Here is a 24,300-nt window from a genome sequence, read left to right as displayed (position 1 = left end):
GAATATGGAGAGGTATGGATCAGAAAAAAAACAGAAAGAAAAAGCACGAAAAAAGGAATACAATTCAAAATATGATGCAGAATATTTCAGCCTGGATGGATATACAGTCACTGCTTATGACAGTTCTTTCTGCCATGACCATTGTTACAACAATAGTTATGGGATTACTGATTTATAGCCGTTTTAAAATGTCAGTAAAAGAAACCGCAATTTCCAATGCAGAAAGCCGGATAGAGAGTACAGTGGATCAGGTAAATAATGAATTGCGGAATATGAGACAGATTTGTAATGCTGTTAATTATAATATCGTACAGGAATATGATATTTCTGACCAGGAATTCAGCAGGCAGTTCAGTCTGTTGTATGAAGTAAATAATGATAAGCTGCAGAGTATGGCCCTTTATGACAGTGATGGGAAAATTATTGCAGCAGAACCAGTAGCTACCAGAGAAAAGAATCAGAAAGTAACAGAGCAGGACTGGTATAAAAGCGCTATAGATGAGATAGAAAATATACATATATCAACACCCCATATACAGGATTTGTTTGAGAATGAGACATATCAATATAACTGGGTGGTGTCTTTAAGCAGTCTTGTGGATATGAATCATGGTGACACTCCGGACAGTGGAGTATTGCTGGTTGATATGAAGTATTCCATGATAGAAGAGGTTTTAGATAACCTGAATGAAGCAGCGGGAGAGACGTATTATTATTTATGTACAGATGATGGGGAAATTCTTTATCACCCAAGAAAAGCAGAAATAGACAGGGGATTTTTTACAGAAGATAGCAGTACGGCTGCCGGTTATGCAGATGGTACATATGAGATTTCTGTGAATGGGGTAAAAAGTAATATAGTTGTGAACAGTCTATCTTATACCGGATGGAAACTGGTAGGAGTTGTACCGGAGGGGGTACAGACGGCAAGCATTAATAAGTTCCGGTATTATATAATTGCCACGGCAATTATTCTTCTGATGATGCTTTTTGTTGTGAATAAAATTATGGCAAGAAAGATTTCGAAACCGATTTTGAAATTGGATGAATCCGTAAAGTCTTATGAAACAGGAGAAAAGACTGAAATATATATAGGGGGTGCTTCAGAGATAAGGCATCTGGCATATTCTGTCCAAAATTCATATAAGCAGATAGAACAATTGATGGAAGAAATTATCCGGCAGCAGAATAAGCGGAGAAAAAGTGAAATGGATGCACTGCAAAGCCAGATTAATCCACATTTTCTTTATAATACACTGGAATCCATCACCTGGATGGTAGAGGCAAATAAGAATGAAGAAGCTGTTTTTATGATTTCGGAACTGGCAAAACTGCTTCGCATCAGTCTTTCAAAAGGAAAGACAGTGATAAGGATTTCGGAAGAATTACAACATAGCAAAAGTTATATGAACATACAGCAGATTCGTTATAAAGACCGTTTTCAGGTGGAATTTCTGATTGATAAAAACGTAGAGGAATGCTGTACTGTAAAACTGGTAGTACAGCCATTGCTTGAAAATGCAATTTATTATGGAGTAGGAAATATGGATGAAGATGAGGGTGGCAAAATTATTGTCCGCGGTGAGCAGAAAGGGAATGATATTTTCCTGTCAGTAGAGGACAATGGAATGGGCATGAGCCAGGAAGTGGTTGATAATCTTCTGACAAATAGTGAAAAAGTTCCAAAGCATGGTTCGGGAGTTGGGCTTATCAATGTGCATACCAGAATACAACTGATGTTTGGCAAAGAATATGGATTAAAAATTTACAGTGAGCCGGATGAAGGAACAAAGGCTGTAATACATATCCCGGCAATTCCTTATTCAGAGGAAAAACGTGGAGAACTTGAAAATCAGAACAGAAAAAGAGAGAGGGTAGAAGATGAAAAAAAATAAGATTACCTTTATCCTCACAGAACTGATGCTTATTGTACTGGCTGCATTTTTTATAATCAGGATTTTTTCAGATAATGAGTCTATGAAAAGAGTTGCGGTTATTGTGGAAGATTCCGGAGATAAGAGATGGGATGCATTGCTGAATGGGTTAAAACAGTCTGCGGAAAATAATAATCTGCATCTGATCATTTGTAATACAGATTTAATTGAAAGCATGGAGGATGAAGAAGAACTGATTAATGAACAACTGCAGAATAATGTAGATGCATTTGTAATCTGTCCGGCTCCGGGAAAAGAAACAAAGACTATGCTAAACCGGCTGCAGGGGGAGAAACCGTTTATACTGATTAATGAGGATACCTACGCAGAAGAGCCATCTGGTTATGCAACGGTAAAACCGGATAATTATAAGATTGGTCAGATGCTTGCGGAGCGGTTAATACAGGATGATGAAGAACAACTGGAGAATAAAAAAATCGGTGTCATTCTTGGAAAGGCAGAGACAGAGGAAAATGTGAACAGAATTGCAGGGTTAAAAGATGGACTGGAGGGAAGTGGTTGTGAAATTTCCTGGGAGTACAATTATGCCAGGGGAAACCAGAACACCAGTGAGATTATTGCATCTAAGAAACAGGTAGATTATCTGGTAATACTGGACAATTGGGCATTAGAAGAAGTGGGTGAGGCTGCAGAAGAAAATAAGTATCACGGTGCAAAGATTTATGGAGTTGGAAGCAGTGAAAAAGCAATTGTGTTATTAGATAATCAGAATATAGAATGTCTTGTCGTACCAGATGATTATGAGACGGGGTATAAGAGTATGAATGAGATTGCAAAAAAGCTAAGGCATTCCTTTTACAAAATGAACAGTTGTGAAACAGAAGTCAGAATAATCAATAAAGAAGATTTGTATTCAAAAGATCTGGAAAGGTTTTTGTATTCATATGAGTAGAACAAGAAGAAGGACAATGGCGGTTACGGTAACACTGATAATACTGATACTGGTGCTGCCCGGATGCAATCAGAAGACAAAGCGGATAGAAAATACACTGAGGGTGAGTGTAGTTACCTATACGCATGATGACCCGTTTATCAACGCCACGGTGGATGAACTGAAGGAAGAGTTAAAGAAGCGGGAAACAGAAGAACGGAAGATTATAACATCTGTCAGAAGTGCAGATAATGATCAGAAAGCCCAGAATGAAATTGTCGAAGAAATGATAGATGCCGGGTGTGATATTTTATGTGTAAATCTGGTTGACCGGACGGATCCGACAACCGTTATCAGACTGGCAAGACAGAATGATATCCCTGTCATTTTCTTTAACAGAGAACCGGTTCCGGAGGATTTGTCGCAGTGGAATCAACTATACTATGTAGGATGTGAGGCAAAACAGTCCGGCGAGATGCAGGGAGAAATTGCAGCAGATTACATAAAGAATCATCCTGAGGTTGACAGGAATCAGGATGGGAGAATTCAGTATATTTTACTGGAGGGAGAGGCTGGACATCAGGATGCCATCAGCCGTACAGACAGTTCGGTAAAGACACTGATAGAACAGGGAATCAATCTGGAAAAACTGAGCTACCTGTTTGCAGACTGGAACAGGGGACAGGCGGAAAATAGAATGAATCAGATTATCAGTCAGTATGGGACCGAAGTGGAGATGGTTATTTCCAACAATGATGAAATGGCATTAGGGGCAATTGAAGCTTATAAAGATGCCGGTTATAACCGGCAGGAGTGGCCGATTATATTTGGTATTGACGGATTGGAAGATGCATTAGAGGCAATACAGAATGGAACCATGCAGGGAACCGTATATAATGACAAGGAAGACCAGGCTGGAGAAATGGCAAGGCTTGCAGTGGACATTTATGATGGAAAGAATCAGGAAGTACAAAGCCTGCAGGAAGAAAAATACTATGTATCCCAGTATCGTAAAGTTGACATCAGTAATGTTGAAGATTTTATAAAATAGTGACGAAGAGGAAATATTATGCAGGAAGATTCAAAGTGGCTGAATGATTTTTATCAGGAAGTTAATGCTGGAAAAAGAATGGAACTATGGCAGAAGCACGGGTGTACGGAACAAGCAGAAGGAGATACTTTCCGGGAGCAGCTTTTATATGCTCGATATGGAAAGAAGAAAAAGAAAGAGGATACCTTTATTGGTTATCTGATGCAGATGAAATATCTTTCGGAAAGTACCGGAGTAGATTTTTCGGGACAGCGGAAGAAACAGGCAGTTGAAATCATAAATGGGTTATATCTTCTGGATGCAGAGAACCGAAGCCGGGTGGAACAGGAGATACTTCAGGCAGAATTAAAGAATACGTTTCTTACATTTATGGATGTGAGTAAAAAGGGAAGAGGTTTCACCTCTTTCGTATTTGGAATGGGACAGCTGTCAGAGGAAGGAATTGCTAAAAAAATAGCAGAGCAGATAAGTGCAATTGCATTTACAATGCCACATAAATTTCATATGGACAGGGAATTTGCAGTTTTGCAGAAAGCTGCGTTGGAAGCATTCCGGCAGCAATACCCTGAGCGGGAGCATTTTCTGATGAAATAGCAACAGACTTCTGTTGGACAATAGAGGCAAGGGCTATTTCTTGTTCAAAAAGTGTCGAAAATTGCGGGAAATCGTAAGAATATATCATATAAAAACATGAAAATTTGACAATTTTATTAAGAAATAATATTATTAACGAATAGACAAATATGAGATATTATTTGTTGAAATTGAAAAAAGGTAGCTTATGAATATAAGTAAAGGGTGGTGCTTGAAATGAGTCTGGTTTTTACCAATGACAACTGTATTGGGTGTAACAAATGTATTCGCGTGTGTCCTTGTCCGGGGGCATGTGTGGCAGTAACAGAAGAAGATGGAACAGAGCGGATTCAGGTAGATCCGGCAAGGTGTATTGGCTGTGGTGCATGTATGGATGCCTGCAAGCATGGTGCAAGAGAGTTTGAAGATGATACGGAGCAATTCTTTGCAGACCTTGCAAAAGGTGAGAAAATATCCATACTATTAGCTCCGGCGTTCAAGGCAAACTATCCTGAAGATTATGAGAGGGTATTGGGAGGATTAAAGAATCTTGGAGTGAACCGTATAATCAGTGTATCTTTCGGTGCAGACATTACAACCTGGGGATATCTTAATTATGTAAAGAAATACAACTTTACCGGTGGAATTTCCCAGCCATGTCCGGCAATTGTGGGATATATTGAACACTACTTACCGGAGCTTCTTCCAAAGTTATTCCCGGTACACAGTCCGATGATGTGCAGCGCAATTTATGCAAAGCAGGAGATGGGAATTACAGATAAACTGGCATTTATCAGTCCGTGTGTTGCAAAATGGTCAGAGATTCATAACCCGGATACAGAAGGCTATGTATCGTATAATGTGACATTTGACCATTTGATGAAATATGTAAGAGAACATAATATATCAGGCACATTTGCCAGTGATGAAATTGAATATGGACTTGGTTCCATCTATCCGATGCCGGGTGGCTTGAAGGAAAATGTATACTGGTTCTTAGGGGACGATGTATATATACGCCAGATAGAAGGAGAGAAACACACATATCGTTATTTAGAGGAGCATAAGGAAGAAATTGCAAAGGGCATGAATAAAGAATTATTCATTGACGCATTAAACTGTGGAATGGGTTGTATTTACGGAACCGGTGTTGAAGAGGAAATTGCAGGAACAGATAAAGCTTTATATAATATCCATCAGATACAGGAGAACTGTAAGAAGAATACGAAGAACAGTGCATGGTCAAGGAAACTGACTCCGGCACAGCGGCTTGCAAAATTAAATAAGCAGTTCTCAAAATTAAAACTGGAGAATTATCTTAGAAAATATACAGACTGCTCCGAAGAGTGTAATTATAAACTTCCGTCTACAGAGGAACTGAATCAGATTTATGATGAGATGGGCAAGAAGACTAAGGAAGCAAGATGCATTGACTGTGAATGCTGTGGCTATGAAAGCTGTGAAAAGATGGCATTGGCTATTTATAATGGCTTCAATAAGAAGGAAAATTGTATTCATTTTGTAAAGGATACCGTAGAGGAAGAGAAGAAGAGAGCATTAGAACTTGCTGATGAAATCAAGGCAGAAAAAGATGCAGTGGAGAAACAGCAGGAGAATATTAAAACAACGGTGGAGACAGTCAATGACTTGTTTGTATCACTCTATGATTCTGTGGATGATATGGTGAATGGAAACGAAAGTAATGCGACGGAATGCAGTGCAGTATCAGAGGAAATTGGTAATGTGTCTGAATTCTGTGAGAAGCTGACTGGCAGAATGCAGGAGATTGATATGCTGTTGGAATCTATGGCAGAGAATAATCAGGAAGTAGTCTCCATTGCTGCACAGACTAACCTTCTGGCATTGAATGCCAATATCGAAGCAGCCCGTGCAGGAGAGGCGGGAAGAGGTTTTGCAGTAGTTGCGGATGAGATAAATAAACTGGCCATGAATTCCAAGGATACGGCATCCCGGAGTACAGAGAGTCAGGCAAAGGTAAAAGAATCCATTGCGGAGATTATCAAAGATGCGGACGAGCTGGCAAATGTTGTAAATGATACCGGCAACCGGATTCAGAATCTTGCCGCAGCAACGGAGGAGATTGCAGCATCGTCCAATGTGATTTTAAGTGCCGCAAATAGTGTAAAGAGCACACTGGAACAATTATAAAAATGGTTTACAGAATCGCAGATGAGAAATCATCCGGTTGCATTCTAGCTTTCATTGGAGTATGATTGCGTTGGTATGGAACCGGTCAGTTCCTACGAATATAGATGCACAGGAGGAGAAAGACATCATGAAAATGAAAACCAGACAAATTACAGTTACTGCAATTATGCTTGCAATCTGTATTGCAAGTCAGTTCTTTAAGAACTTAAGTGTATACATAACAGGACCAGTTATCAATGCAGCATTAATCTTAACTGTATTGTATGCGGGACTGGCATGCGGAATTATTTTAAGTATTATTACACCGGTTACTGCATTCTTTATTACCGGAAGCCCGGTAATGGCAGCCATTCCGGCAATGTTTCCATGCATTATGGCAGGAAATGCCATTCTGGTGCTTTGTATAGCGTTGCTTAAGGGGAAGCTTGGTAGTAAAGCAGGATTCCCGGTTTCTATTGTAATCGGTTCTATCTTAAAAGGATTATTTATGGGAGTTGTAATTTCCCTGATTATTTTACCAAATATGCTTCCGGAGAAAATGGCACCAATGTTAAAGGTATTGCAGCTTCAGTTCTCATTTACCCAGGTAGTTACCGCACTGATTGGTGGAGTGTATGCATTTATTATTGCGGCAGCATTAAGAAAGACTTCATTAGGCAAGCAGGATTAGTAGAGTACGAACAGAATAAAAATAAAAATGGAATCCCCCGGAGCAGGCGGTTAATAATAACCCAAATCTGTTTCGGGGGATTTTTGGTTATGCGATAATTGGAAAAACTTGCAAAGCGTGTTTCTCGTAGTTGCCGGGTACCCGTAAAAAGCTGCCGGCAGCTATTGGTGCGGGTTTTGTAGATTGAAATTCTGCCCCAAAAAGCTGGGTGAGATAAATTTCTCATATTTTGAAACGGATGTAGACTGCACAGAATCTATCGTTTTCCTTATAGTGTTTTTATAATACGAAGAAAGGAAGGATAGATTTATGAAAATGAAACGTGCTTTAAAATGTATTGGTGCAGTGGCACTGGCAGCATCCCTGATGATGGTTCCGTCCATGATTCCGGTGCAGGCATCAAATGGACCATGCATGGAAGGAGAGTTTGCATTTGCCAATATTCAATTGAATGATACGGTTGTATTTTCCACCAATGAGAAAAATACAGTGGACGGAGCGTCTTATGACCAGGCAAGCAATACGCTGACCTTAACCAATTATGACCATCCGGATGTTGCACTTTATACCAACATGATGGGAGACGATTTTAAATTGAATCTGGTAGGCAGTAATAAGCTGCAGAATCTTGGAATCTGGCATGGCGGCTGGGGCGGCTCCCTGACAATCTGCGGTTCCGGAAGCCTTACCGTCAATGAAAACAGAAAGAACCCGGATGGTATTGAATTATTTGCAGAAGGCGGCAAGTCGCTGCTGACGGTTTCCGGGGACAGTACAGTAACGGTATATCGTGGAACTGACGGATGTCCGTTTGGTTCATCCTGGAATTATATGTCATCACCGATTGTGGCAAAGGGACAGGTTAATGACATGAAGATGCAGGCAGAGCATCCTTTTGAAATGATTCAGGTATATGGTGGTTATTTTGGAACTGATATCAGTCCGGTCCAGAGTGATGTGTATACAAAAACCGGAGAAGAAGGCCGGTTTGTTATAACAGAAGTAACCGATATGTCCGGAAATAAGACCTACCGGATTGAAAAATTGCAGGAATGCACTACGCTGGGTGCAGAGGTAGCAATAACTGTAGAAGATAAGCTTACGGATATTTCGGCATATACAGCAAATGGAGAGATAGCAGCTTATTATTCCACTACGATGGCAAGTGGAGGAAGTGATGCCTGTCTGGTAAAGAAACAGGATACGGGAGACACCTTTATTTATAGAGGAACCTATTATGAGGCTGGTAATTCTTACCGGATTCTTTGTCCGATTCTTATGAGTTATACGGATTATAATACACAGGAAACCAGATATCTTATGGACGCAGCACATCCGGTTATGAAAGAGCTTGTAGAAAACATGGCGCTTGCGGAAGATACCTTACCGGCTGGTTATGAATTTGAAGGAAAAGAAGTAGAGAATGTTTACAATGTATATTCCGGGGCGGATGTGATTTCCTTTACACCGAAGCAGGTTGTAGTGAATGGCGTAGTGGATGTAACAGATGGAGATACCGTTATTTCCGACAATGGATTCCGGCAGATATTGGCAGAGAATCAGACAAAGGACATTGTTATCAAATCCAATGATGAGCTTTCCTTTACCTTTGGAAAAGGAACCATGTCAGCCGTTGATAATGTTTCCAGCTATGATTTTGGAGTAAAGATTGTAAAAGATTACAGTGAGCTGGGCACGCTTCCAAATGCAGTAAATAAGAATATTTTCATTGAACAGATTAAGTATAATTATTCCGGTCAGCTTCCGGCAGAAGCACAGATTCGTATTTTTGTGGGAACCCGGTATGCCGGAAAGACATTATATTACAGCCGGTTATTTGACAATGGAACGATTTTAAATATTGATGCGGGAGTAGTAGATTCAGAAGGATATCTGACCGTAAAACAGAATCATTGCTCTACTTATCTTATTACCACAGAAAAGCTGGCAGATACGGCTGCCACAGGAAATGGTGGTACAACATCCGGAAATGGCGGTACAACTTCTGAAAGTGACAGTACAGCTTCCGGTGGTGCGGCTGGAACAGCAGCAAATGCATCAACAACAGCAAATAGCCAGCCAACCGTAAAGACATCCGGTAAACCAAAGACAGGTGATAATTCTGCAATTGCAGTTTGTATGACATTGATTGCAGCAGGTTGTGGAGGAATGTTTGTTTTCAGAAGAAAGAAAGCAACTGAAAATGAATAATCAGAAATAAAAAAGAATAATCAGAATGGAATAAACAGAACAGAATAATTAGAACAACCAGAACAGAAAGGACAGGCACGGATAAAGAGCCTGTCCTTTCTGCTGCCAAAAGAATTGTACAATCATCTTATTTGCCGTATAATAAAAAATAATATAGTAGAAAGAAGCGATAATATGCGCATACAACTTGCAGCTACCATTCGTAAATATGATAAGAAAAATCTTCCAAAGGATATTCTGGCCGGTATTATTATTATGGCAGTTTCCATTCCGATAGCTATGGGTTATGCACAGATTGCAGGACTTCCGGCAGTCTATGGTCTGTATGGTTCCATTTTCCCAATTCTGATATTTGCACTGTGTTCGACTTCACCACAGTTTATTTTTGGCGTAGATGCGGCACCGGCAGCCTTAATCGGTTCGGCACTGGTGGGACTTGGTATTGAGAGTGGAAGCAGTGAAGCAATTGCAGCAGTGCCGGTACTTACTTTCTTTGTGGCAGTCTGGTTATTGGCGTTTTATTTTATGAAAGCAGGAAAACTGGTGAACTATATTTCGGCACCGGTTATGGGTGGATTTATTACCGGAATCTGCACCACGATTATTCTGATGCAGGTACCAAAGTTAATGGGCGGTACCGCCGGCGTTGGAGAACTCATTGAGCTGGTGGAGCATATCGGGCAGACGAAGGTGAATCTGCCATCACTGATTTTAGGCGGCATTTCCCTTCTGATACTTCTTGTATCAAAGAAAGTAATGCCGAAATTTCCAATGGCAGTGCTTTTAATGGCAGCAGGAGCAGTAATGACAAAATTTTTTCCGGTGAGGGAATGGGGAATCCAGACGCTGTCTGCAGTAGAACCGGGACTTCCACAGTTTGTGATTCCGGATATCCGCATGCTTCCGATGAAAGAGGTAGTAACTATCAGCCTTTCGGTGGCAGTGGTCATTATGGCAGAAACGCTTCTGGCAGAAAATAATTTCGCACAGAAGAATGGATATCGAATTAATGATAATCAGGAAATTTTTGCATTCTCCATGGGAAATTTCCTGGCAGCATTTACAGGCTGCTGTCCTATTAATGGCTCTGTTTCAAGAACTGCAATGGGAGAACAGTATCAGAGTAAGACACAGCTGACCGGAATCATAGCCGGTTTATCCATGCTGGTATTGCTGCTTTGCGGAACCGGATTTGTCGGCTATCTTCCGATTCCGATGCTGACGGCAATTGTAATTTCTGCATTACTTGGGGCAACGGAATTTGAGCTTGCTGCAAGATTGTTGAAGGTCAGCCGTACAGAATTCTTCATTTTCTTAGGAGCATTCTTTGGCGTGCTGATGCTTGGAACCATCAATGGCGTTTTGATTGGCATTATACTTTCCTTTACTGAGATGATTATCCGTACTGCCAAGCCATCAAGATGTTTTCTTGGAATCCAGCCGGGACATCGCCATTTCCGGGATTTAAAAGAAAGTCATCAGATACATGCGATAGAAGGTGTTCTGATATACCGGTTCAGCAGTAATCTCTTTTTTGCTAATGTGCAGATGTTAAAGCGGGACATTGAAGACAATATAAAAGAGGATACGAAGGCAGTCATTTTAGATGCCAGTGCTATCGGCTCCATGGACATTACAGCGGCGGATCAGTTGGAAATGCTGTATCAGGGTCTTAAGAAACGTGGTATCTGTTTTTATATTACAGAACATATTGCAGATTTGAATGAACAGATGCGAAAGCTTGGTCTGGGACACATCATAGAAGAGGGCAGCGCAAGAAGAACAATACATATTGCTTTAAAGGATATGGGTTATGAACGTCCTTATCCGCTGGAGGGCGGTGTAGACAATAAACAGCGCAGTGCCTCAAGAAAGAGGGCGGATAACCGGGTGCAGGAATTTGTCTGGGCATTTGGTTCGGAAACTGAAGATGCTATAGAGCGGCAGATTGTGGCACAGATAGAACAGCTGAAAAAGACAGGAGATGTGGAAAAGCTGTTACATGGAAGCTGGTCCCATATGGAAGAACTGGACGAAGATGAGTGGCTGGAGCATTTAGAGGAGCATTTGAAAGAGATTGTTAATATTTCCGGTAAAGATGAAAGAACGCTGGCTATGCGGTTAGAGGAACATCGACGGGAAGTACATGAGCGTATTGCAAAGGAACATCCGGAACTGGCAGAGCGCTTTAAAGAACGCCGGCATGCGTTAGACGAACATCTGAAGGAACGGAGACCGGAGGTTTATGCACTGGTAGAGGACTTAAGGGAAAAACGGACTTCAGGAAAGATTTAATTAGGCAGAGACATCTTGCTTTTTCGACAAAATTTGCAGGAACCAGTCTGATAATCTGAAACAGATTGGAAGGTATTATGCGGGATGAAAAAGGAAAAGCAGGAAAAAAAGGTTTTTACGGTATTGATTGTATGTATTGTGGTTATGGCTTTGATATTTGGCTGGATGTCAAAAGACCTTGGGGGTTCAAATCAATACATTGATAAGAACAGCAAACAGAGTTTATCTGAACTGATGGAACAGATGGAGCGTGCTTACCGGAACCGTCTGGAGATTACTTATGAACAGATAGATTCTATTGAAAAATATATGTTCGGGGATGGGGAAAGGGAAGCAGAACTGAAAGATTACCAGAACTATTTTGACTCCATGGAAAGTGATATGGTGCGGGATATTGTCTTTGTTAATGATGAAGGCGAATATCTGTGTATGCGTGGACTGAATGGCAGGATACAGATGCAGGATGGATTGTCGGAATTATTTGGTGAGAATAAAGGAATTGCCCAGTACTGCACCTGGAAGGATGGAGAGGAAATCTTTATAATTGCAAAATCAGTAGATTCTTTTTGGGTCAATGGGGAAGAATATGAAGCAATTGCATTTCTATTCCGGCCACAGATTATTAACGATCTTTTTGTAACGTCTGCTTATAACGGACAGGCTAATATCTATGTCATGGATGAAAACGGCGAAGTGGCGTACGCAAGCATTAATAATGAGCCGGGCGAAGTAACCATAAATTATAATCTGTTTGACAGTTACCATGAACAAAAGATTATGAATAAGAAAGATTATGAAAAAGTGAAGTCGGACTATGCAGAACGAAGTTCCGGGTGTATAACCCTGGAACGTGAAAATGAGTCCGACTATTTTTCGTATCGTGCATTAAAAGGAACACAGTATATGATAGCCTGTGAAGTGGACATTACGATTGTGCAGAATGTACTGGCAGATTATCAGATTATGATGCTGCATATCTGGCTGACAGTGACCTGCATTATCATTGCAATGTTAGCAGCACTGGGTATTAGTATTCTATGGATTTATAATGAAAAGAATAAGGTAGCTTACGCGAGACGAAATGCAATGCAGCAGGCAGAAGCAGCAGAGAAGCTGGAAGAAGTCAATTCTGCATTGGAAGAGACGGTGCTGTTTGCAAATACGGCAAAAGCAGAGGCAGAGCGTGCCAATGAAGCGAAAAGTGTATTTTTATCCAATATGAGCCATGATATGCGGACTCCTTTAAATGCGGTTATGGGACTGGCTACACTGATTTCAAGAGATGCTGAAAATTCGGATTGTGTCCGGGAATATGCAAGAAAACTGACTTATTCAGGGGAACATCTGCTTGGACTCATTAATGATGTCCTTGATATGTCGAAGATTGAGGCCGGTAAAACGGTCCTTAATATTATGAACACGAATATTGCTGAACTGGTGGAAGAACTGGATATGATCATCCGTTCACAGACCAGAGAGAAGGGGCAGGAATTCATGATTCATGTACATCGGATAGAAACAGAAGAAGTGGAAGCAGATAAATTACGTCTGAAGCAGATACTGCTGAACATTTTATCCAATGCAGTAAAATATACCCCAAAGGGCGGTAAGATAGTATTTGATATTACAGAAGTACCAAAGAAAAAGGGAAACTTTGCACAGTATCAGTTCCGGATCAGTGATAATGGACAGGGGATGGGTGAAGAGTATCTTAAGAATCTTTTTGACCCATTCAGCCGGGAAGTGCAAAGCACTGTTAATCCGGTTTCCGGAACGGGTCTTGGAATGCCAATTGCCAAGAGCCTGGTGGAGTTAATGGGTGGAAGCATTCATGTGAAGAGTAAGCTTGGAAAAGGAACTACTTTTGAGGTGATTTTGAATTTCCGGAAAATAAAGTACCAGGAGAAGGTTAACTGGTGGAAACTGCAGAAGATAAGCCAGGTACTGGTGGTTGATGATGAGAGTGAATCAAGAAGATATATTATGGATACGCTGCATCCGTTTGGGATTGATGTGCAGACAGCAGATTCCGGCAAAATGGCGGTTCATATGGCAGAACAGGCTGTGGAAGCCGGAAAAACAAAGACCTGGGATGTTGTAATTATAGACTGGAAGATGCCGGGAATGGATGGTGTTACTACAGCAGAAAAATTGCATCAGATTCTGGGAGAGAAAACAGTATTACTGCTTTTTGCCTATGATTGTAAGGAGATAGAAGAAGCAGCGGGTTATGCTGGAATTCAAAGTATTTTAAGCAAGCCGTTTTTTGTGACAAATTTTAAACGGTGCATCGAACAGGCAAGAAAAGAGCAGCAATTGCAGGGAAAAGGACAAGCAACAGAAAAAGAGAAAATGACATTAAAAGGAATGCGTTTTCTGATAGCAGATGATAATGATTTAAATGCAGAAATATTGGAAGAACTGTTAAAAATGGAAGGTGCAGACTGTGACCGGGCAGTAAATGGCAAGAAAGCAGTAGAAATGTTTGCAAGAGCGGAGGAAGGACGATATAATATTATTTTAATGGACATTAAGATGCCTGTTATGAATGGCTATGATGCAACGAAAGAAATCCGGAGACTTAAGAAGAAGGAAGCAGCGAAAATACCGATTTTTGCCATGACAGCCAATGCCTTTGCGGAAGATATCCGGACCTGTATGGAAGCAGGGATGGATGCACACATTGCCAAACCGGTGGATCTGGATTTATTAGAAGAAAACATCCGGATTTATATGCAGGCAAAAGCATAACAAAAGAAGAAGGGAACAGAAGAATGGGTATTTTTAAGAAACGTCTGACTGTAAATGAAGCAATCAATGCAGCGCATACTTCGGAAAATGCAATTATAATTGACTGCCGGGCAAAGGAAGATTACCAGAAAGGACATGTGGCAGGAACAAAGAATATTCCGCTGGACAAGATAACGGAAGACCGTATTTTGCGGAGATTCCCGGATAAGGAAAAATCTTTTTATATTATAGGAAGTTACAGCTACCGGTCCGAAAAGGCGGTAAAAGCATTTAAGAAATTAGGCTATAAGAATGCCATTTTCGGCGGTTATATGGAGGAACACCACGGAATTCTGGTGAAGTAAGCTTAATGATTAAAATTGTATAAAGTCTATAAAGAATAAGAAAAATGCAGAAAATGTTTGTGAAAAAACAGGAAATTTCTGCATTTTTTTAATACCAAAATATACAAATTGACGCAAGTGTACAAATTGCATAAAAAAACAACCAAAAAACTGGCAAAAATTGCAGAAGAATATGGAATATTTACACGAAAAAACAGCAAATGGTCAGACCTATTTTTGCAGGAAGAAAACGGTTGCGTTTGCATTTTTTTCTTGTTAGAATTTTAACGATTTAAAAATGCCTTAGAGCAGCAGAAGGAAGTGAGACAGATGGATGCTCTGGTAAATAGCCTGATGGAAGAATTGAACTGTGAAACGGTATTTACAATTCCGATTTTCGGAGGCATTCCCATTTATGAATCCGTAGTAGTAACCTGGATTATCATGGCAGTAGTTATTGTGCTGTGCATACTCCTGACCAGGAACTTAAGTGTGGAACATCCGGGACGCAGACAGATTATTCTGGAAACGGCTGTAAACGGGTTGAATAACTTCTTCCGGGATACCATAGGCGAGAATGGAAAGCAGTATATTCCTTATCTTATGACGGTGGCAATCTATATTGGAATTGCCAACTTAATCGGTCTGCTGGGATTTAAACCACCGACCAAGGATATGAATGTTACTGCAGCATTGTCCCTGATGAGTATCATATTGATTGAGATGGCGGGTATCCGCAGGAAAGGAACGAAGGGCTGGCTTAAGAGTTTTGCAGAGCCGATGCCGGTAGTACTTCCAATCAATATTCTGGAGGTCTTTATCAAACCATTGTCGCTGTGTATGCGACTTTTTGGAAATGTATTAGGTTCATTTGTCATTATGGAATTGCTGAAAATGGTAGTACCGGCAATTCTGCCAGCAGTATTTAGCTGTTATTTTGACATTTTTGACGGATTGATTCAGGCATATGTATTCGTATTTCTGACCGCATTGTTCGTCAAAGAAGCAACCGAATAGGGAAGAAAAAAACAAAAAGAGAAACAAAAAAGTAGAAAAGAAAAGGAGTGCATATTATGTCATCAACATTATTAGTAGCAATCGGAGCAGGTATCGCAGTATTAACAGGTATTGGAGCAGGACTTGGAATTGGAAAAGCAACATCATCCGCAGTAGATGCAATTGCAAGACAGCCGGAAGCAGAGAGCAAAATCAGCAAATCACTTCTTCTTGGATGTGCATTGGCAGAGGCAACTGCTATTTACGGATTCGTTATTGCATTGTTAATCATCCTCTTCTTAAAATAATAAAGAAAGATTATAGAAAGGCAGGTACGGGAAATGCTTAGCATTAATTTTTGGAATATTTTATGGACCGTTGTAAATCTGCTGGTATTATATGTAGTCTTTCGTAAATTTCTTTATCAGAGAGTCATGAATGTGATTGAGGCAAGAGAAGAAATGGTAAAGAAGCAGTTCGATGATGTAAAGAAAAGCGAAGAAGATGCCAGAAAATTAAAGGCAGATTATGAAGAACGCTTATCGGATGCAAGAACGGAGGCAGACCAGATTATTATTGATGCCAGAGCAAGAGCAGAAGAAGAACATGCACGCTCGGTAGAGAAGACCCGGGAAGAGACTGAGCATATGTTAGAAAAAGCCAAGGAAGATATTGCAAACGAGCAGGAAAAGGCACAGCAGGCAGCTCAGGCTGAGATTGCCAGACTGGCAGTCATCGCTGCACGGAAAATTATGAAAACAGGTGATGCTCATGACACAGGAAGCAGTAAATAACGCAAAGGTATTGTATCGGCTGGGTGCCACAAGACAGGAGGCAGATGAACTCCGGGAGCTTTATGAGCTTACACCGGAACTGCTTAAGGTTCTCACAAGTCCGGTGATTTCCATACATAAGAAGGATGCCGTGATAGAGAAGATTTATCAGGATGCCGGATTATCCAAGGTGCTTGTGAACTATACCAAGATGATGTGCAGACTGGGTTATATCGGAGAAATGGAGGATATCCTGGATGCATTTTATCTCTATTGGGACAGACAGAATCATATCCTGCGTGCAGAACTGACCTGTGCAGGCACACCACAGCCGGAAGAAGAAACAGAGGCAAGAAAGATTCTTGCAGAGAAATATCCCGACTGTGAGATTGTTCTGACAGAAAAGGAAGATGAGAATCTCTTAGGCGGATACATCATTAAGGTTCATCATAAAGAATATGACAGAAGCTATGAAGGCCGCTTACGTCAGTTGGAAAGAAAATTAACAGGGAGGTGAAGCCTGTGGGCGCAATTAGTGCTGCAGACATAATCTCGATTATCCAGAGCGAGATAGAAGAATTTGACTGGGATGAATCCAGTCGTGAGACCGGTTCCGTAATCTGGGTTGGTGATGGAATTGCAACCATTTACGGAATTGACCATGCAATGTATGGTGAAATTGTTGTATTTGATAACGGTGTCAAAGGAATGGTACAGGATATCAGACAGAATGAAATCGGTGTTATTTTATTCGGCCGTGATACCGGAATCAAAGAAGGAACCAAAGTGGTTCGTACCAGGAAAAAAGCCGGAATCCCGGTAGGGGAAGGCTTTGTTGGAAGAATTATCAATGCATTAGGTGAGCCGATTGATGGAAAGGGCGAGATTAAGGAAGATGATTATCATCCAATCGAAGAGGAAGCACCGGGCATTGTAGAACGTAAATCAGTAAATACACCAATGGAAACAGGAATCTTGTCCATTGACTCCATGTTCCCAATTGGTAGAGGACAGCGAGAGTTAATTATCGGAGACCGTCAGACCGGAAAGACCTCCATTGCAACAGATACCATCATTAACCAGAAAGGCAAAGGAGTAATCTGTATCTATGTTGCCATCGGACAGAAGGCGTCCAGTGTAGCAAAAATCGTATCTACACTGACCAAGCATGATGCAATGGATTATTCCATTGTGGTTTCCTCAACTGCAAGTAATCCTGCATCCATGCAGTACATCGCACCATATGCAGGAACTGCAATGGCAGAATACTTTATGCATCAGGGAAAAGATGTGTTAATCGTATATGATGATTTATCCAAACATGCGGTAGCATATCGTGCAATCTCTCTGCTGTTAGAGCGTTCTCCGGGACGTGAAGCTTATCCTGGTGACGTATTCTACTTACATTCCAGATTGTTAGAGCGTTCCAGTCGTTTAAGTGATGAATTGGGCGGAGGTTCCATTACCGCACTGCCAATCATTGAGACACAGGCAGGAGACGTATCCGCATATATTCCGACCAACGTCATTTCCATTACAGACGGACAGATTTTCTTAGAGAGTAACCTTTTCTTCTCAGGTATGCGTCCGGCAGTCAACGTTGGTTTGTCCGTATCCCGTGTCGGTGGTGCTGCACAGACCAAGGCAATGAAGAAGGCATCCGGAAGTATCCGTATCGACCTGGCACAGTATCGTGAGATGGAAGTATTTACCCAGTTTGCATCGGATCTTGATGATATGACCAAGGCACAGTTACAGCATGGAAAAGCATTGATGGAGCTTTTAAAACAGCCACTCTGCCATCCGCTTTCCCTGCATGAACAGGTAGAGACACTGTGTATGGCAAACCATGGTGTATTTGATAAAGTAGAAACAAAGAATGTAAAACAGTATCAGAATGAGATTCTTGAATATATGGATTTGAAGCATCCGGAAATCGGCAGGGAAATCGAAGAAACCAAAGTGCTTTCCGATGAACTGACCGATAAGATTGTTGCGGCTGCAAAAGAATTCGAAGACAGTAGAAATCAATAGGAATGAGCAGGTGTTGTTATGGCAAATGCAAAGGAAATTCAGGATCGGATGAAGAGTATCAATGATACATTGAAGATTACCAATGCAATGTATATGATTTCTTCTTCGAAGCTGAAGAAATCAAAGAAAATGCTTTCTGACACAGAACCTTATTTCTTTACCCTGCAGTCGGAAATGAGCAGAATCTTAAGACATCTTCCGGATATTGAGGACATTTATTTTAAGACCAACGAAGAGAAAAAGCCGGAAGAACGGATGGTAGGTTATATTGTTATTACGGCAGATAAGGGTCTGGCAGGCTCCTATAACCATAATGTATTAAAGCTTGCAGAGGAGCATTTGAAAGCACATAAAAATAACAAACTGTTTGTATTAGGTGAGTTAGGCCGTCACTATTTTGAACAGCGTGGAATTGAGATTGATAAGCAGTTCCACTATACCGTACAGAATCCGACACTGAACCGTGCAAGAAATATTGCAGAGGAACTTCTGGAACTGTACCGGAAAGAAGAGTTAGACGAAGTCTATATCATCTATACCAGCATGGTCAATGCGATTCAGGAGGAGACACAGATCAGACAACTGCTCCCACTGAAGAAAGCAAGTTTTAACGTGAAACTGCCTGCAGATATTCCGATGGAGGAACTGGCATTGAAACCATCTCCGGAGGCAGTGATGGATAGAATTGTACCGGATTATGTAGTTGGTTTCATCTATGGAGCGTTAGTTGAGTCTTATTCCTGCGAGCAGAACGCAAGAATGATGGCAATGGAGGCAGCAACCAAAAGTGCCAGAGATATGCTCCATGAACTTGATATCTTATATAATCGTGCAAGACAGGCAGCAATTACCCAGGAAATAACCGAGGTCATTGCAGGAGCGAAGGCTCAGAAACGGAAAAAGAGGCAGTGATAAGGAGGCTTTTTCATGAAGACAGGAAAAATTATACAGGTGTTAGGTCCGGTAGTGGATGTCTCATTTGAAGACGAAGAATTGCCGGCAATCAAAGACGCCCTTGAAGTGAAAAACGGCGATAAGAAGTGCATCATGGAAGTGGCACAGCATATCGGAAATCATACGGTACGTTGTATTATGTTAGCTTCCAGCGAAGGACTTTGCCGTGATATGGAAGTAACCGCTACAGGAAGCGGAATTAAAACTCCTGTCGGAGAGCAGACATTGGGAAGACTGTTCAACGTATTAGGAGAAGCAATCGATGGTGGCGAACCATTGAAGGATGCACCGGAATGGGTCATCCATCGTGAACCGCCGGCATTTGAAGACCAGAACCCGGCAGAGGAAATCTTAGAGACCGGTATTAAAGTTATCGACCTTTTAGCACCATATGCAAAAGGTGGTAAGATTGGATTGTTCGGTGGAGCCGGAGTAGGTAAAACCGTATTGATTCAGGAGTTAATCAGTAACATCGCAACAGAGCATGGTGGATATTCTATTTTCACCGGTGTTGGAGAGCGTTCCCGTGAGGGTAATGACCTCTGGACAGAGATGAAGGAATCCGGTGTATTAGAGAAGACTGCCTTAGTGTTCGGTCAGATGAACGAGCCGCCTGGAGCACGTATGCGTGTGGCTGAGACCGGACTTACCATGGCAGAATATTTCCGTGATGAGAAACACCAGAATGTGCTTCTTTTCATCGACAATATTTTCCGTTTCACACAGGCAGGTTCTGAGGTATCTGCATTGTTAGGACGTATGCCTTCCGCAGTAGGATATCAGCCGACACTGGCAACTGAAATGGGTGAATTGCAGGAGCGTATCGCATCTACAAAGAATGGTTCTGTTACATCTGTACAGGCAGTCTATGTACCGGCAGACGATTTAACTGACCCGGCACCGGCTACTACTTTCGCACATCTGGATGCGACCACCGTACTTTCCAGAAAGATTGTAGAGCAGGGTATTTATCCGGCAGTAGACCCGCTGGAATCTACATCCCGTATCTTAGAGGCAGACATCGTTGGAGAAGAACATTATCAGGTAGCCCGGAAAGTACAGGAGATTCTGCAGAAATACAAAGAGTTACAGGATATCATCGCAATTCTTGGTATGGAAGAGCTGGCAGATGAGGACAAGTTACTGGTATATCGTGCAAGAAAGATTCAGAAGTTCTTATCACAGCCGTTCCATGTAGCAGAGAACTTTACCGGCGTAAAGGGTGTTTACGTTCCATTATCTGAAACCATTCGAGGATTCAAGGCAATCATCGATGGTGATATGGATCAGTATCCGGAAAATGCATTCTTCAACGTAGGAACAGTAGAAGACGTTATCCGTAAAGCAGAAGAGATGGAACACCAGAATGCATAGGAGCTATCATCTTTAGAATAGAGGTACAGGTATGGCAGGAAATACATTTTATTTAAAAATAATTGCAGCAAACCGGGTATTCTATGCCGGCAGATGCCGTTCTCTGATTGTTCCGGAATATGACGGACAGAAAGAGATTTTAGCACACCATGAAGATATGGTCATTGCCATTGATGAGGGTGAAATGCGTTTTCAGCCGGAAGGTACTGCAAATTGGGAATACGCAGTAGTTGGCATGGGTTTTGTGGAAATCGTCAACAACCGTGTGACGCTTCTGGTAGAAACTGCAGAGCGTCCGGAAGAGATTGACGTTGCCCGTGCCAGAGAAGCAAAAGAACGTGCCGAGGAGCAGATGAGGCAGAAGCAGAGCATCCAGGAATACTATCATTCCAGAGCATCCTTATCCCGTGCCCTGACCCGGCTGAAGGCAACCAGCAAGTACCAGTAAGCAACAGAAAAGTCGAGATATGCTGTGATAGTGTTATAAATGAAGATATAATATAGATAGAACCGGAAATAGAATTTGAAATAGGATTATAGCAGGAAACCCGCAGATTATCTGTTTGAAAACAGGTGGTCTGCGGGTTTCTTGAGCTGCCGGTGGCAGGTTCTATAGGTATCAAATATTTATGTAATATAAAAGTTATTTCATGAGTGCAGTAACGTCCTCTAAAGGAAGATTACAAAGTTCTGCGATTTCCTTTACATCAAATTTTCTGGTATTCAATAGACGAAGGGCGGTATCGGTAGAAGCCTGCTTTAATCCTTGCTCAATCCCCTGTTCAACGCCTTGTTTTAATCCCTGCTCAACACCGGCGTCAAATTCAGCTTTTCTCAGTTTTTTCTCTTCTTCAACTTTATCATATTCAAAAATACTCATAGCAATTACCTCCGCCTGATTTTTCCTAAGAAAATCTGCCAGAATATTTTCCTGAATGCATTCGGTGACAGCCTTTTGTATGGCATCATCCAAAGGCATCTGTTCTGCAAGGAAACGAACCTTTGCAACATAAATGGAATATCTGGCAATAGGATGTTAGTGAAAAATTGAAACAAAGTTATTTCATGAGTGCAGTAACATCCTCCAAAGGAAGATTACAAAGTTCAGCTATTTCTTTCGTATCAAATTTTCCTGTTTTTAAAAGGCGAAGGGCAGTATCGGTAGAAGCCTGTTTCTGTCCCTGCTTAATACCTTGTTTAACACCTTGTTTTAATCCCTGCTCAATCCCTTGTTCAACACCGGCGTCAAATTCGGCTTTTCTCAGTTTTTTCTCTTCTTCAACTTTATCATATTCAAAAATACTCATAGCAATTACCTCCGCCTGATTCTTCCTAAGAAAATCTGCCAGAATATTTTCCTGAATGCATTCGGTGACAGCCTTTTGCACGGCATCATCCAAAGGCATCTGTTCTGCAAAGGAACGAACCTTTGCAACATAAATGGAATATTCCTTTAATATCTGGCAATGGGACATTAACTCGGTGTTGTGTCCTGCGTTTACATTGAATGTAGTAACAATAAGTTCTAACGATGGATTGTCAGTTACATGATAAAAAGCATCTGACAAACGGCTGGTATAGCAGTCATCTATCGGTGTGCTTCCATTATAAAATACAATAAAATGGGGATTTGGAATTTTTTGTAGTGCAGAAGAATACAGGGATTTCTTATCCACAAGCTTCTGGTATTCCGCTGCGATGTAGAATAAATCCCGAAGCGGAATATTTGGATTCATTGTGGACTGATGCTCGTATAGATAGAGATTCATGTCCAGAATAAAAGCCAGATCGTTCTTCATTCCCATGTAAATGGCATTTTCCAGGGTTACAATTTCGAGGGCACCGGAATCCGTGTAATGACTGTTATTAATTGCATTGTAAAGGGATAATAGTGCTTCCTTATCCGAAAACAGCATCCGGAAAACAGTGTCCTTAAATTTGCGGTTCGCCACCGGTGTGCGTTTCGTTGTTTCATTTGCTTCATGTGCTTTTCCTGTCATAGGCAAGTCCTCCTTGTGTGTGGCAGGAGGATAAGCAGCAATAGAAAATAAATATCATATCCAGTGGCAAAAGATTATCTGCTATCGAATAATGGCAGTTATTTCCATACTGTATCGCTCCTGCTTTTTAGTTAAATAGTGAATCAAAAGCATAGATAGATACAGAAATGCGGGGTTCTATGCAGAACCGGATTTGAACTATAGAAAGTGCCATATAGATTGTATAATATATGCTTTTTCACATTTTAACATAGGAAGAAGGCAGGAGCAAGACGGAAAAATATGAAAAAAGTATTAGAAGTATAAAATCCGGTACAAGCACAATGATGAAAAAACCAGAAAATAAAGGGACTTACAGACTTTTTGATAAAAAAAACGTGTCGTTGAAACTATTATGGTACTTTGGTAAAATAATGTTAAACAGTTAGTACTAAATGTAATTTAAGCGAAAGGCGAAAAAGAAAATGGAACAAAAAATGGTATATCAGTCAATTGCAGATTTAAAGGAAATGAGAAAGATTTTGGGTTTAACAAAAGAAGTTGTAGCAGACAATATTGGATATAGTGTAAGAACTTTGGAACGAATAGAAGAAGAAAATATAGTTTCGACAGAAAGTATTGCAAAGAAGTTATGCCAGTTATATCAATTAAATTTTGAAGAGCATTTTTATAGGACTGATAAAAAAATGACGATAAAGTAAAAGAACTTGAGATGCAGTTAGGAAAAAGACCTGAAAATCTTATTTACAAGGAGAATGAGTATTATTATTTATATGTCAGGAAAGTAGGCTTGCTTGGAGAGTGTATCGTAGGGAGAGTAACATATATAGCAAATTATAATCGTAATAAAGAAAGAAGAAAATTAGAAAAAGTTAGTCCGGAAAGAGTATTATATAAGGAACCACATATTAATATTATAAATACTGGCGATGAGTGGAAATATTGGCGCTTTAGTTTGAAAATTGGAAAAACATATAAGGTATTAGTTTCTAAAAAGTGTATGAAAGAGTGTTTGAATTGGTGTTTAAAGGAATATATTGTCAGACGAGATGAACTTATGATTGTGGATGGAATATCGGATTTGATATTTTTAACTTAATAGAAAAAATAATGAGGTGAAACAGATGAGTATAATGGAGGTATTAACATTATTGTTAGTTGTTTTTGAAGTGCTATCATATATAGATGGACATTACTATAAGAAATAACGATTTATCATTAGCAAAAAGGAAGGGCATCTGTGTACCGACCCCTAAAAGTTAGACCAAAAAATCTAACGATTGGAGGTCGGTATTTTTAT

General features: G+C 40.7%; 22 protein-coding genes. 20 read left to right on the top strand and 2 right to left on the bottom strand.

Annotated features, from left to right (window positions below; genetic code table 11):
- Positions 1-14: 14 nt before the first annotated feature.
- From DWW33_RS10550 to atpC, 18 genes are all read left to right on the top strand, one after another.
- Positions 15-1,895, top strand: a complete 1,881-nt coding sequence (locus tag DWW33_RS10550) for a cache domain-containing sensor histidine kinase (protein ID WP_330408306.1) — start codon at positions 15-17, stop codon at positions 1,893-1,895.
- Positions 1,882-2,847: a substrate-binding domain-containing protein gene (locus tag DWW33_RS10545; RefSeq protein WP_117698236.1), complete on the top strand. Its 966-nt coding sequence runs from the start codon at positions 1,882-1,884 to the stop codon at positions 2,845-2,847. Before DWW33_RS10550 ends, DWW33_RS10545 begins: the two co-directional genes overlap by 14 nt.
- Entirely contained in the window at positions 2,840-3,877 is a 1,038-nt protein-coding gene (locus tag DWW33_RS10540; protein ID WP_117698235.1) for a galactose ABC transporter substrate-binding protein, read from the top strand. Before DWW33_RS10545 ends, DWW33_RS10540 begins: the two co-directional genes overlap by 8 nt.
- A gap of 18 nt (positions 3,878-3,895) precedes the next feature.
- Positions 3,896-4,471: a DUF6553 family protein gene (locus DWW33_RS10535; protein WP_117698234.1), complete on the top strand. Its 576-nt coding sequence runs from the start codon at positions 3,896-3,898 to the stop codon at positions 4,469-4,471.
- Positions 4,472-4,687: 216 nt separating this feature from the next.
- Positions 4,688-6,619 carry a [Fe-Fe] hydrogenase large subunit C-terminal domain-containing protein gene (locus DWW33_RS16165; RefSeq protein ID WP_118639470.1) on the top strand — a complete coding sequence of 644 codons (1,932 nt, stop codon included), beginning with the start codon at positions 4,688-4,690 and terminating at the stop codon, positions 6,617-6,619.
- 127 nt (positions 6,620-6,746) lie between these two features.
- Positions 6,747-7,289, top strand: coding sequence for an ECF transporter S component (locus DWW33_RS10525; protein WP_118639469.1), 543 nt, complete (start codon positions 6,747-6,749; stop codon positions 7,287-7,289).
- 309 nt (positions 7,290-7,598) lie between these two features.
- The gene (locus DWW33_RS10520; protein WP_118639468.1) at positions 7,599-9,500 is read left to right on the top strand and encodes an NPXTG-anchored protein; all 1,902 of its coding nucleotides are present in this window, start codon (positions 7,599-7,601) and stop codon (positions 9,498-9,500) included.
- A 174-nt stretch (positions 9,501-9,674) separates the two neighbouring features.
- The gene (locus DWW33_RS10515; RefSeq protein WP_118639467.1) at positions 9,675-11,795 is read left to right on the top strand and encodes a SulP family inorganic anion transporter; all 2,121 of its coding nucleotides are present in this window, start codon (positions 9,675-9,677) and stop codon (positions 11,793-11,795) included.
- Positions 11,796-11,879: 84 nt separating this feature from the next.
- Positions 11,880-14,546 (top strand): hybrid sensor histidine kinase/response regulator, encoded by a 2,667-nt coding sequence (locus DWW33_RS10510; RefSeq protein ID WP_118639466.1) that lies wholly within the window; start codon positions 11,880-11,882, stop codon positions 14,544-14,546.
- A gap of 23 nt (positions 14,547-14,569) precedes the next feature.
- Positions 14,570-14,890 carry a rhodanese-like domain-containing protein gene (locus tag DWW33_RS10505; RefSeq protein WP_022243517.1) on the top strand — a complete coding sequence of 107 codons (321 nt, stop codon included), beginning with the start codon at positions 14,570-14,572 and terminating at the stop codon, positions 14,888-14,890.
- Between the two features lie 309 nt (positions 14,891-15,199).
- Entirely contained in the window at positions 15,200-15,886 is a 687-nt protein-coding gene (locus tag DWW33_RS10500; protein ID WP_117698228.1) for a F0F1 ATP synthase subunit A, read from the top strand.
- Between the two features lie 56 nt (positions 15,887-15,942).
- The gene (atpE, locus tag DWW33_RS10495; protein WP_012743658.1) at positions 15,943-16,173 is read left to right on the top strand and encodes an ATP synthase F0 subunit C; all 231 of its coding nucleotides are present in this window, start codon (positions 15,943-15,945) and stop codon (positions 16,171-16,173) included.
- Between the two features lie 33 nt (positions 16,174-16,206).
- Positions 16,207-16,659, top strand: a complete 453-nt coding sequence (gene atpF, locus DWW33_RS10490) for a F0F1 ATP synthase subunit B (protein WP_118639465.1) — start codon at positions 16,207-16,209, stop codon at positions 16,657-16,659.
- Positions 16,637-17,155, top strand: coding sequence for an ATP synthase F1 subunit delta (atpH, locus tag DWW33_RS10485; protein WP_118639464.1), 519 nt, complete (start codon positions 16,637-16,639; stop codon positions 17,153-17,155). The genes atpF and atpH overlap by 23 nt, the downstream gene beginning before the upstream one ends.
- The gene (gene atpA, locus DWW33_RS10480) at positions 17,152-18,672 is read left to right on the top strand and encodes a F0F1 ATP synthase subunit alpha (RefSeq protein ID WP_442970220.1); all 1,521 of its coding nucleotides are present in this window, start codon (positions 17,152-17,154) and stop codon (positions 18,670-18,672) included. The genes atpH and atpA overlap by 4 nt, the downstream gene beginning before the upstream one ends.
- 18 nt (positions 18,673-18,690) lie before the next feature.
- Complete coding sequence (atpG, locus tag DWW33_RS10475; RefSeq protein ID WP_118540792.1) at positions 18,691-19,584, top strand: ATP synthase F1 subunit gamma; 894 nt, start codon at positions 18,691-18,693, stop codon at positions 19,582-19,584.
- Positions 19,585-19,599: 15 nt separating this feature from the next.
- Complete coding sequence (atpD, locus tag DWW33_RS10470) at positions 19,600-21,000, top strand: F0F1 ATP synthase subunit beta (RefSeq protein ID WP_022243511.1); 1,401 nt, start codon at positions 19,600-19,602, stop codon at positions 20,998-21,000.
- 31 nt (positions 21,001-21,031) lie between these two features.
- Positions 21,032-21,448 (top strand): ATP synthase F1 subunit epsilon, encoded by a 417-nt coding sequence (atpC, locus tag DWW33_RS10465; protein WP_117699298.1) that lies wholly within the window; start codon positions 21,032-21,034, stop codon positions 21,446-21,448.
- Between the two features lie 195 nt (positions 21,449-21,643).
- On the opposite strand, the gene DWW33_RS10460 is transcribed toward atpC, so the two are convergent.
- Together DWW33_RS10460 and DWW33_RS10455 are read right to left on the bottom strand one after the other, a co-directional pair.
- Complete coding sequence (locus DWW33_RS10460) at positions 21,644-21,880, bottom strand: hypothetical protein (RefSeq protein ID WP_147404720.1); 237 nt, start codon at positions 21,878-21,880, stop codon at positions 21,644-21,646.
- Between the two features lie 178 nt (positions 21,881-22,058).
- The gene (locus DWW33_RS10455) at positions 22,059-23,000 is read right to left on the bottom strand and encodes a hypothetical protein (protein ID WP_118639461.1); all 942 of its coding nucleotides are present in this window, start codon (positions 22,998-23,000) and stop codon (positions 22,059-22,061) included.
- 464 nt (positions 23,001-23,464) lie between these two features.
- Here DWW33_RS10455 and DWW33_RS10450 point away from each other — a divergent pair, with 464 nt between their 5' ends.
- Both DWW33_RS10450 and DWW33_RS10445 read left to right on the top strand, forming a co-directional pair.
- On the top strand, positions 23,465-23,701 hold the full coding sequence (locus DWW33_RS10450; RefSeq protein WP_118639460.1) for a helix-turn-helix domain-containing protein: 237 nt from the start codon (positions 23,465-23,467) through the stop codon (positions 23,699-23,701).
- A gap of 11 nt (positions 23,702-23,712) precedes the next feature.
- Positions 23,713-24,099, top strand: coding sequence for a hypothetical protein (locus DWW33_RS10445; protein ID WP_118639459.1), 387 nt, complete (start codon positions 23,713-23,715; stop codon positions 24,097-24,099).
- The last annotated feature ends 201 nt before the right edge of the window (positions 24,100-24,300 follow it).

It is taken from the genome of Roseburia sp. AF15-21 (assembly GCF_003479505.1).
In the GTDB taxonomy this organism is placed as follows: domain Bacteria; phylum Bacillota; class Clostridia; order Lachnospirales; family Lachnospiraceae; genus Roseburia_C; species Roseburia_C amylophila.
The sequence above is the reverse complement of the archived record's forward strand: the minus strand, read 5'-3'. Positions and strand labels throughout refer to the sequence as shown.

Excerpts from the sequence above, each read along its gene's own strand:
- DWW33_RS10525 (WP_118639469.1), top strand. The coding sequence starts at position 6,747 with ATGAAAATGAAAACCAGACAAATTACAGTTACTGCAATTATGCTTGCA.
- atpC (WP_117699298.1), top strand. The coding sequence starts at position 21,032 with ATGGCAGGAAATACATTTTATTTAAAAATAATTGCAGCAAACCGGGTA.
- DWW33_RS10445 (WP_118639459.1), top strand. The coding sequence starts at position 23,713 with ATGCAGTTAGGAAAAAGACCTGAAAATCTTATTTACAAGGAGAATGAG.
- DWW33_RS10460 (WP_147404720.1), bottom strand. The coding sequence starts at position 21,880 with ATGAGTATTTTTGAATATGATAAAGTTGAAGAAGAGAAAAAACTGAGA.
- DWW33_RS10520 (WP_118639468.1), top strand. The coding sequence starts at position 7,599 with ATGAAAATGAAACGTGCTTTAAAATGTATTGGTGCAGTGGCACTGGCA.
- atpF (WP_118639465.1), top strand. The coding sequence starts at position 16,207 with ATGCTTAGCATTAATTTTTGGAATATTTTATGGACCGTTGTAAATCTG.
- DWW33_RS10540 (WP_117698235.1), top strand. The coding sequence starts at position 2,840 with ATGAGTAGAACAAGAAGAAGGACAATGGCGGTTACGGTAACACTGATA.
- DWW33_RS10545 (WP_117698236.1), top strand. The coding sequence starts at position 1,882 with ATGAAAAAAAATAAGATTACCTTTATCCTCACAGAACTGATGCTTATT.
- DWW33_RS10515 (WP_118639467.1), top strand. The coding sequence starts at position 9,675 with ATGCGCATACAACTTGCAGCTACCATTCGTAAATATGATAAGAAAAAT.
- DWW33_RS10455 (WP_118639461.1), bottom strand. The coding sequence starts at position 23,000 with ATGACAGGAAAAGCACATGAAGCAAATGAAACAACGAAACGCACACCG.
- DWW33_RS10450 (WP_118639460.1), top strand. The coding sequence starts at position 23,465 with ATGGAACAAAAAATGGTATATCAGTCAATTGCAGATTTAAAGGAAATG.
- atpH (WP_118639464.1), top strand. The coding sequence starts at position 16,637 with ATGACACAGGAAGCAGTAAATAACGCAAAGGTATTGTATCGGCTGGGT.
- DWW33_RS10535 (WP_117698234.1), top strand. The coding sequence starts at position 3,896 with ATGCAGGAAGATTCAAAGTGGCTGAATGATTTTTATCAGGAAGTTAAT.
- DWW33_RS10550 (WP_330408306.1), top strand. The coding sequence starts at position 15 with ATGGATCAGAAAAAAAACAGAAAGAAAAAGCACGAAAAAAGGAATACA.
- DWW33_RS10510 (WP_118639466.1), top strand. The coding sequence starts at position 11,880 with ATGAAAAAGGAAAAGCAGGAAAAAAAGGTTTTTACGGTATTGATTGTA.
- DWW33_RS10505 (WP_022243517.1), top strand. The coding sequence starts at position 14,570 with ATGGGTATTTTTAAGAAACGTCTGACTGTAAATGAAGCAATCAATGCA.
- DWW33_RS16165 (WP_118639470.1), top strand. The coding sequence starts at position 4,688 with ATGAGTCTGGTTTTTACCAATGACAACTGTATTGGGTGTAACAAATGT.
- atpE (WP_012743658.1), top strand. The coding sequence starts at position 15,943 with ATGTCATCAACATTATTAGTAGCAATCGGAGCAGGTATCGCAGTATTA.
- atpG (WP_118540792.1), top strand. The coding sequence starts at position 18,691 with ATGGCAAATGCAAAGGAAATTCAGGATCGGATGAAGAGTATCAATGAT.
- DWW33_RS10500 (WP_117698228.1), top strand. The coding sequence starts at position 15,200 with ATGGATGCTCTGGTAAATAGCCTGATGGAAGAATTGAACTGTGAAACG.
- atpD (WP_022243511.1), top strand. The coding sequence starts at position 19,600 with ATGAAGACAGGAAAAATTATACAGGTGTTAGGTCCGGTAGTGGATGTC.